The following is a 6,198-nucleotide window of genomic DNA, read 5'->3' on the forward strand; positions in this document are numbered from 1 at the left end:
TATACCGTAAGAAACGCCCACCCTCATGAATTTTCCGCGATCGGCAAACTCATGGTAAAAGTATATTCTTCGCTGGATGGATTTCCCAAAGAATCGGAGCAACCAAACTATTATAGGATGCTTGCAAATGTTGGCGATCTTACAACAAAACCTCATACTGAAATTTTTGTAGCTGTTTCACCGGAAAATACAATCGCGGGTGCTGTAGTATATTTTGGCGACATGCAATACTACGGCTCAGGCGGCACGGCTACACAAGAGCCGAATGCTGCAGGCTTTCGTTTATTGGCGGTTGACGATGCAGCGCGAGGCCAGGGTATTGGCAAGCTCCTGACCCTTGCCTGTATACAAAAAGCCCGCGAACAAAAGCGTGAGCAACTGATCATTCATACTACAAGAGCAATGCAAACGGCCTGGAAGATGTATGAAGCTATAGGCTTTCATCCGTCTGCAGACCTCGATTTTATGCAGGGGCAGCTTCCGGTATTTGGATTCCGTTATAAGTTTACAGCCTGACAGCACTAACGAAGTATTTACTAGCAGATATAGCTTGTTGCCTGCCGGTATTTGTGCTCAGCAATCGGATAAAGGCAGGATTGACTCAGTTCCTTTTATTTTGCGGACTTAGTCCCTACCAATCGGAATCGATTGATGTACGCCCCTTTCAAACTTCACTAAACAAAAGCAAATGCCTTGCTTGCCTTAACTATCCGCATCTTGTATTTTGTTACGATGTATAATGTTTTCATTCACATAGAGTCCTTGGCTCCTATTGCGTTTGCCCTTATAGTGGGGTTAGCCCATGCCTTTGAACCAGACCACCTCTTTATGATGAGTGCGATCGTGACAAGGAGAGATAATACAATGCTTGCCTTAAAAGACGGACTGTACTGGGGAATGGGCCATACCGTTATGCTCGTGTTCGTTGGATCTGTTATTATCATAAGTCGTGTAACTATATTTTCTTCAGACATCATTGAAGCTTTTATTGGCGGTATGCTCGTACTGTTTGGTGCTGCAAGGCTCTTTAAAAGAGAAGAGCCTATAAACTTTAAAACCAGGCACGGATTACCCTTTGTTGTAGGCTTGATCCATGGTCTTGCCGGAAGTGGTGCGCTTGTATTACTGGTGATGAGCCAGATCGATGATGTGCTTCTGGGTATTACCTACATGGTCATATTTGGCATCGGTTCTATTATTGGCATGTGTGCCTCTACAGGGCTTCTGTCAATACCATTTACTCCACGCATGAGGATAAGCCGTGTGATCCGGTCAGTTGCCACCGTAATCTCTGCTGTACTTTGCATATCTTATGGTGCCTATATGGTCTATCAACATATTTAAATACTATTACTCCTATCCTATAAATATTTTACAAATGCATTTAACACCGAAAGACATTGACAAGCTACTGCTGCATAATGCAGGCTTCCTCGCACAAAAGCGATATGCCCGCGGACTGCGATTAAATTACCCTGAAACGGTGGCGTTGATCGCCAGCCAGTTGCTTGAATTTATTCGTGATGGTGAATCGGTCTCTACTTTAATGGATAAAGGCAAAAAGATTTTAGGGTTCAACGATGTGATGGAAGGAGTAGCCGATATGATCGCAGAAGTACAGGTAGAAGGTACATTCCCTGACGGAACAAAACTTGTTACTGTACATCATCCTGTTTGCAGAGAAAAAGGAGATGCTGCCCTGGCACTCTATGGAAGTGGTTTGCAGCGTAACGCTATAACTTCTAACCCGGATAATCTTATCAATGATAAACCCGGAGAGTATCAAACCGCGCAGGAAGATATTATTCTTAATGAAGGCCGGGAGACCTTAGCATTGGAAGTAGTGAATAAGGGTGACCGCCCCATACAGGTAGGTTCTCACTATCCATTCTTTGAAACAAACCCTGCATTGGAATTTGACAGAATCAAGTCGTTCGGTTATCGGCTCAATATACCATCCGGTACAGCCGTGCGGTTCGAACCTGGCGAACGGAAGAAAGTTACACTCGTTCAACTTGCAGGAGAAGGAAAAGTATATGGTGGCAACGGTCTTATCTCTGGCGCACTGGACTCCACCAACAAACAAAAGGCAATCGCCAACATGACAAGCCAGAATTTTCGTCACATTGATACCCACTAACACCATGAACAAACTCAGTATGAAACGAAACGCTTACGCTGAAATGTATGGCCCTACTGTGGGTGACAAGGTGCGGCTTGGCGATACCGACCTCTTCATCAAAGTAGAAAAAGACTTTACCACCTACGGCGAGGAATGCAAGTTTGGAGGAGGAAAAGTTTTACGCGATGGAATGGGGCAAGCTGCCGGTGTTTCAGAAAAAGACGCACTTGACTGTATCATTACCAATGCACTGATTGTAGATCATACTGGCATTTACAAAGCTGATATAGGAATAAAAAATGGATTGATCCACGCTATCGGCAAAGGAGGCAACCCTCATATCATGCCGAATGTTGATAAGAATCTTATCGTTGGCGTAACAACGGAAGTTATTGCGGGAGAAGGTCTCATTCTTACAGCAGGCGCTATTGATAGTCATGTACACTTCATTTGTCCTCAACAGATCAATGAAGCAATAGCCTCCGGTGTTACCACCATGATTGGAGGAGGCACCGGACCCGCAGCAGGCACGACTGCTACAACCTGTACACCAGGTTCCTTTTATATCGAAGCCATGTTAAAGGCCACGGATGCGTATCCGTTAAACTTTGGGTTTTTAGGAAAAGGAAACTCCTCCAGACCGGAAGGACTTACCGAGCAGGTAGAAGCCGGAGCCTTAGGTTTTAAATTACACGAAGACTGGGGAACAACGCCTGCAGCCATCGACATGTGTTTACAAATCGCGGATCAATATGATGTGCAGGCTTGTATTCATACCGATACGTTAAATGAAAGTGGTTTTGTTGAGGTATCGACAAAGGCATTCAAAGGAAGAACAATACACGCGTATCATACAGAAGGTGCAGGTGGAGGTCATGCACCCGACATTATCAAAATTTGTGGTGAACCGAATGTTATACCATCTTCTACTAACCCTACACGGCCCTTTACAGTAAATACTATTGATGAACATCTTGATATGTTAATGGTATGCCATCACCTCGATAAAAATATACCGGAGGATGTTTCTTTCGCGGAGAGTAGAATCAGAGGAGAGACTATAGCCGCAGAAGATATACTTCATGATATGGGAGCACTGTCTATTATCTCTTCCGATTCACAAGCCATGGGCAGAGTAGGTGAAGTAGTTTGCAGAACGTGGCAGACCGCTCACAAGATGAAAATTCAACGCGGCTCTTTGCCAGAAGATGCCCGAGCAGATGCCGATAACTACAGGGTAAAAAGGTATGTTGCCAAATATACTATCAATCCTGCCAAAGCACATGGCATTGCTGATTATGTAGGTTCTGTTGAACCTGGTAAACTTGCCGACCTTGTTCTTTGGAAGCCCGCATTCTTTGGATCAAAGCCCGAGATGATCATTAAAGGCGGTATCATCGCTCAATCTCAGATGGGCGATGCTAATGCATCCATTCCTACACCGCAGCCTTACTTCTCACGACCTATGTTTGGCACATTTGGAAAAGCTGTAGGAAAAGGTTCTATAGCCTTCGTATCAAAAGCATCATTGGATAGGGTGAAAAAAAATTATGATCTCACCAAGCACATAAAGCCTGTAGTAAATTGCAGAAGCGTATCGAAGAAAGATATGGTGCATAACAACTACCTTCCTAATATAGCTGTAGATCCGGAGACCTATAAAGTTACGGTTGATGGTGTCCATCTCACGTGTGAGCCCGTAAAGAAACTTCCATTGGCGCAACTCTATAATTTGTTCTAATGACTCTTCAATTACGGTTGTTGCATCTGGCTGACTCTGCGGTTCCTGTTGGATCTTTTGCTTATTCTTTTGGTTTGGAGAGTGCGGTAAACGCTCACGCTATAAATAATGTGAATGAACTTGCAAACTATTTGTATGCATTTCTTCAGCAAACTACCCGATTTGAATTGCCCTTTGTAAAAGATGTATTTAAAGCTGAAGATACAACAGAAACTATTGCCAGACTCGTTGAGGAGTATGATGCTATGCAGTTTATTCCTTCCATGAGAAAAGCCAGCATTACTCAGGGGAGAAATTGGATGAAAGTATTGATGTCTTTTTATCCCGATGCAAGCCTGCATGACATTGATGGTCTTTTTCAAGAGAGATCTCTCCCATCGCATGTTACCATACTGCTTGCGTTATCCCTTAAAAAGATCGGTTATAATTTTCAGGACGTAGCATCATTAATACTACATTTCGCATTGCGCGATCAATTAAGTGCCGCCATTCGATTAGGCGTTATTGGTCCGATGGAAGCACATCAACTTCAGCATAAGTTTTATACTATATTAGACGATCTCCTCCTGCAGGTACCCGATGATGCTTCCCAGGCCTTTCGTTCAGCCTTTATGCTCGATATATTTCAGATGAATCACCAGCATATTTATTCAAAACTTTTTCAGAACTGATTATGGCGATATTAGATAAACTCGCACTTATTCTTAACGGGCATACCCACGAGAAATACTCAGGCCCGGGACGTTTCGATGAAAGGGAAACCAGAAAATTACCGTCTTACAGAAATTTCAAGAAAAGAGCTTTTACCGTTGGCATTGGCGGACCCGTTGGAACAGGAAAGACTGCTTTACTAAAAGCACTTTGCGAGCGCATGCGTAATACATATAAGCTGGGCGTTGTTACCAATGATATTTTCACGAAAGAAGACGCGGACTTCCTCATCAGGAATAATGCTTTATCTAACGATAGAATCATTGGCGTAGAAACCGGTGGATGTCCGCACGCGGCCATACGGGAAGATATATCATTGAATATGAATGCCCTTGAAGAATTAATGTTAAGGTTTGAGTATGATATAGACTTTCTTTTTGTTGAAAGCGGTGGCGACAACTTAGCAGCTCACTTCAGCCGGGAGCTGGTTGATTATTCTATTTATGTCATTGATGTTTCAGGAGGCGATAAAATTCCTCGTAAAGGCGGTCCGGGTATAACACAATCTGATTTGCTTGTCATTAACAAAATTGATATCGCAGATTTGGTACGAGCAGATCTGAAAGTAATGGAACGCGATGCCCTCAAAATGCGTGGTGATGGTCCGTTCCTGTTTGCCAGGGCTATCGATGGTTACAACCTTGACAAGATCATTGAACACATTACTGTAGCAAAAGAAAAAGCACTGGCATCTGTAAAAGAAGATAGAAGATAATTATAACCTCCGGCTGAAAGGATTGTATCCAAGAACTGCAGTATCTGAAATAGCCTGATACAGTAAATTACAAAGAGGGTCAAGATCACTACGCATTTTGCCAAGTGCTCTTACTACTAGTGTGTTTTGGTTGGCACGTGCAAAGGCTATTGCTACATTACCTTTTGGTATATTTCCATAGTTTAGGGAACTCTGTTCTTCTATCTGTTGAAGATGGGCCTTTAGAATTTCAAATTTACTATCACCCGGAAAGCCCGCTATATACAAAGACAAACAGCTATGAAATTCAGAAAAGTTAGCGGATGCATTGGCAACGTCAGTAGCAGGATTAAAGGCAAAGCGATCGACCAGGGCAAGTTTCCCCTGTACTGTAATGCGAATTTCATTCTGTAACGACCTGAACAGAAAGTATTCATTGTTGTCTGATCTTCCGGAGTTAAACCAATCTGCAACAACTAAAAGGCTATTGGTGCTTAAGTCCCAACGCTGCGTTTGGCGAAAGCTGCTTTTCTCATGAAGCACCAGTGGTTCAGGAAACAGAACAACCACAGCATTATCCTTTACTGTACCCACAACATTTTGCTTACAATCCCGCTGGTCTTCCGATTTGAAAATCCTTGAGTTTGCCTGCGAACCTATAAATAGTTTAGAGTTATCATAAGCGCAAATTCTTAATTGTATGATATCCCCTGCAACCATACCTCCACCATAATTAGAAAGCACAACGTGGCAAGTCGTTTCATGAGGCTGTGGATTCAGGATCTTCAGAGGATGAACATTAACACAACTAATCAGCCGGCTTTTATCTTTTACAGACGCGATTTCTATATTGTTCCAATGAGAAACTGTGCTTTCCTGATACATAGCAGCGAGAAAGATATCGATTTTTTGATCAGCACAATTGGGTCT

Annotated in this window: 7 protein-coding genes; 6 read left to right on the forward strand and 1 reads right to left on the reverse strand. The window is 43.0% G+C overall.

Going from position 1 to position 6,198, the window contains the following annotated elements; genetic code table 11:
* The 6 genes from V7Q33_RS15430 to ureG form a co-directional block, all read left to right on the forward strand.
* Positions 1-516: GNAT family N-acetyltransferase (locus V7Q33_RS15430; protein WP_333820407.1), on the forward strand; the 516-nt coding region annotated here is incomplete at its 5' end.
* Between the two features lie 312 nt (positions 517-828).
* Entirely contained in the window at positions 829-1,344 is a 516-nt protein-coding gene (locus tag V7Q33_RS15435; RefSeq protein ID WP_333820408.1) for an urease accessory protein, read from the forward strand.
* A 34-nt stretch (positions 1,345-1,378) separates the two neighbouring features.
* Positions 1,379-2,140: an urease subunit beta gene (locus V7Q33_RS15440; protein ID WP_333820409.1), complete on the forward strand. Its 762-nt coding sequence runs from the start codon at positions 1,379-1,381 to the stop codon at positions 2,138-2,140.
* 19 nt (positions 2,141-2,159) lie between these two features.
* On the forward strand, positions 2,160-3,863 hold the full coding sequence (ureC, locus tag V7Q33_RS15445) for an urease subunit alpha (RefSeq protein ID WP_333820410.1): 1,704 nt from the start codon (positions 2,160-2,162) through the stop codon (positions 3,861-3,863).
* Positions 3,863-4,534 carry an urease accessory protein UreF gene (locus V7Q33_RS15450; protein ID WP_333820411.1) on the forward strand — a complete coding sequence of 224 codons (672 nt, stop codon included), beginning with the start codon at positions 3,863-3,865 and terminating at the stop codon, positions 4,532-4,534. Before ureC ends, V7Q33_RS15450 begins: the two co-directional genes overlap by 1 nt.
* A gap of 2 nt (positions 4,535-4,536) precedes the next feature.
* A complete protein-coding gene (ureG, locus tag V7Q33_RS15455; protein ID WP_333820412.1) occupies positions 4,537-5,289 on the forward strand; it encodes an urease accessory protein UreG in 753 nt (250 codons plus the stop codon).
* Here ureG and V7Q33_RS15460 read toward each other — a convergent pair.
* A partial coding sequence (locus tag V7Q33_RS15460; RefSeq protein WP_333820413.1) for an urease accessory protein UreD occupies positions 5,290-6,198 on the reverse strand: 909 nt, incomplete at its 5' end.

It is taken from the genome of Ohtaekwangia sp. (assembly GCF_036786105.1).
Taxonomy (GTDB): Bacteria; Bacteroidota; Bacteroidia; order Cytophagales; family Cyclobacteriaceae; genus Ohtaekwangia.

What these genes read in the sequence shown, in the direction of transcription:
- V7Q33_RS15435 (WP_333820408.1), top strand. Translation starts at nt 829, where the DNA reads ATGATGAGTGCGATCGTGACAAGGAGAGATAATACAATGCTTGCCTTA.
- V7Q33_RS15440 (WP_333820409.1), top strand. Translation starts at nt 1,379, where the DNA reads ATGCATTTAACACCGAAAGACATTGACAAGCTACTGCTGCATAATGCA.
- ureC (WP_333820410.1), top strand. Translation starts at nt 2,160, where the DNA reads ATGAAACGAAACGCTTACGCTGAAATGTATGGCCCTACTGTGGGTGAC.
- V7Q33_RS15450 (WP_333820411.1), top strand. Translation starts at nt 3,863, where the DNA reads ATGACTCTTCAATTACGGTTGTTGCATCTGGCTGACTCTGCGGTTCCT.
- ureG (WP_333820412.1), top strand. Translation starts at nt 4,537, where the DNA reads ATGGCGATATTAGATAAACTCGCACTTATTCTTAACGGGCATACCCAC.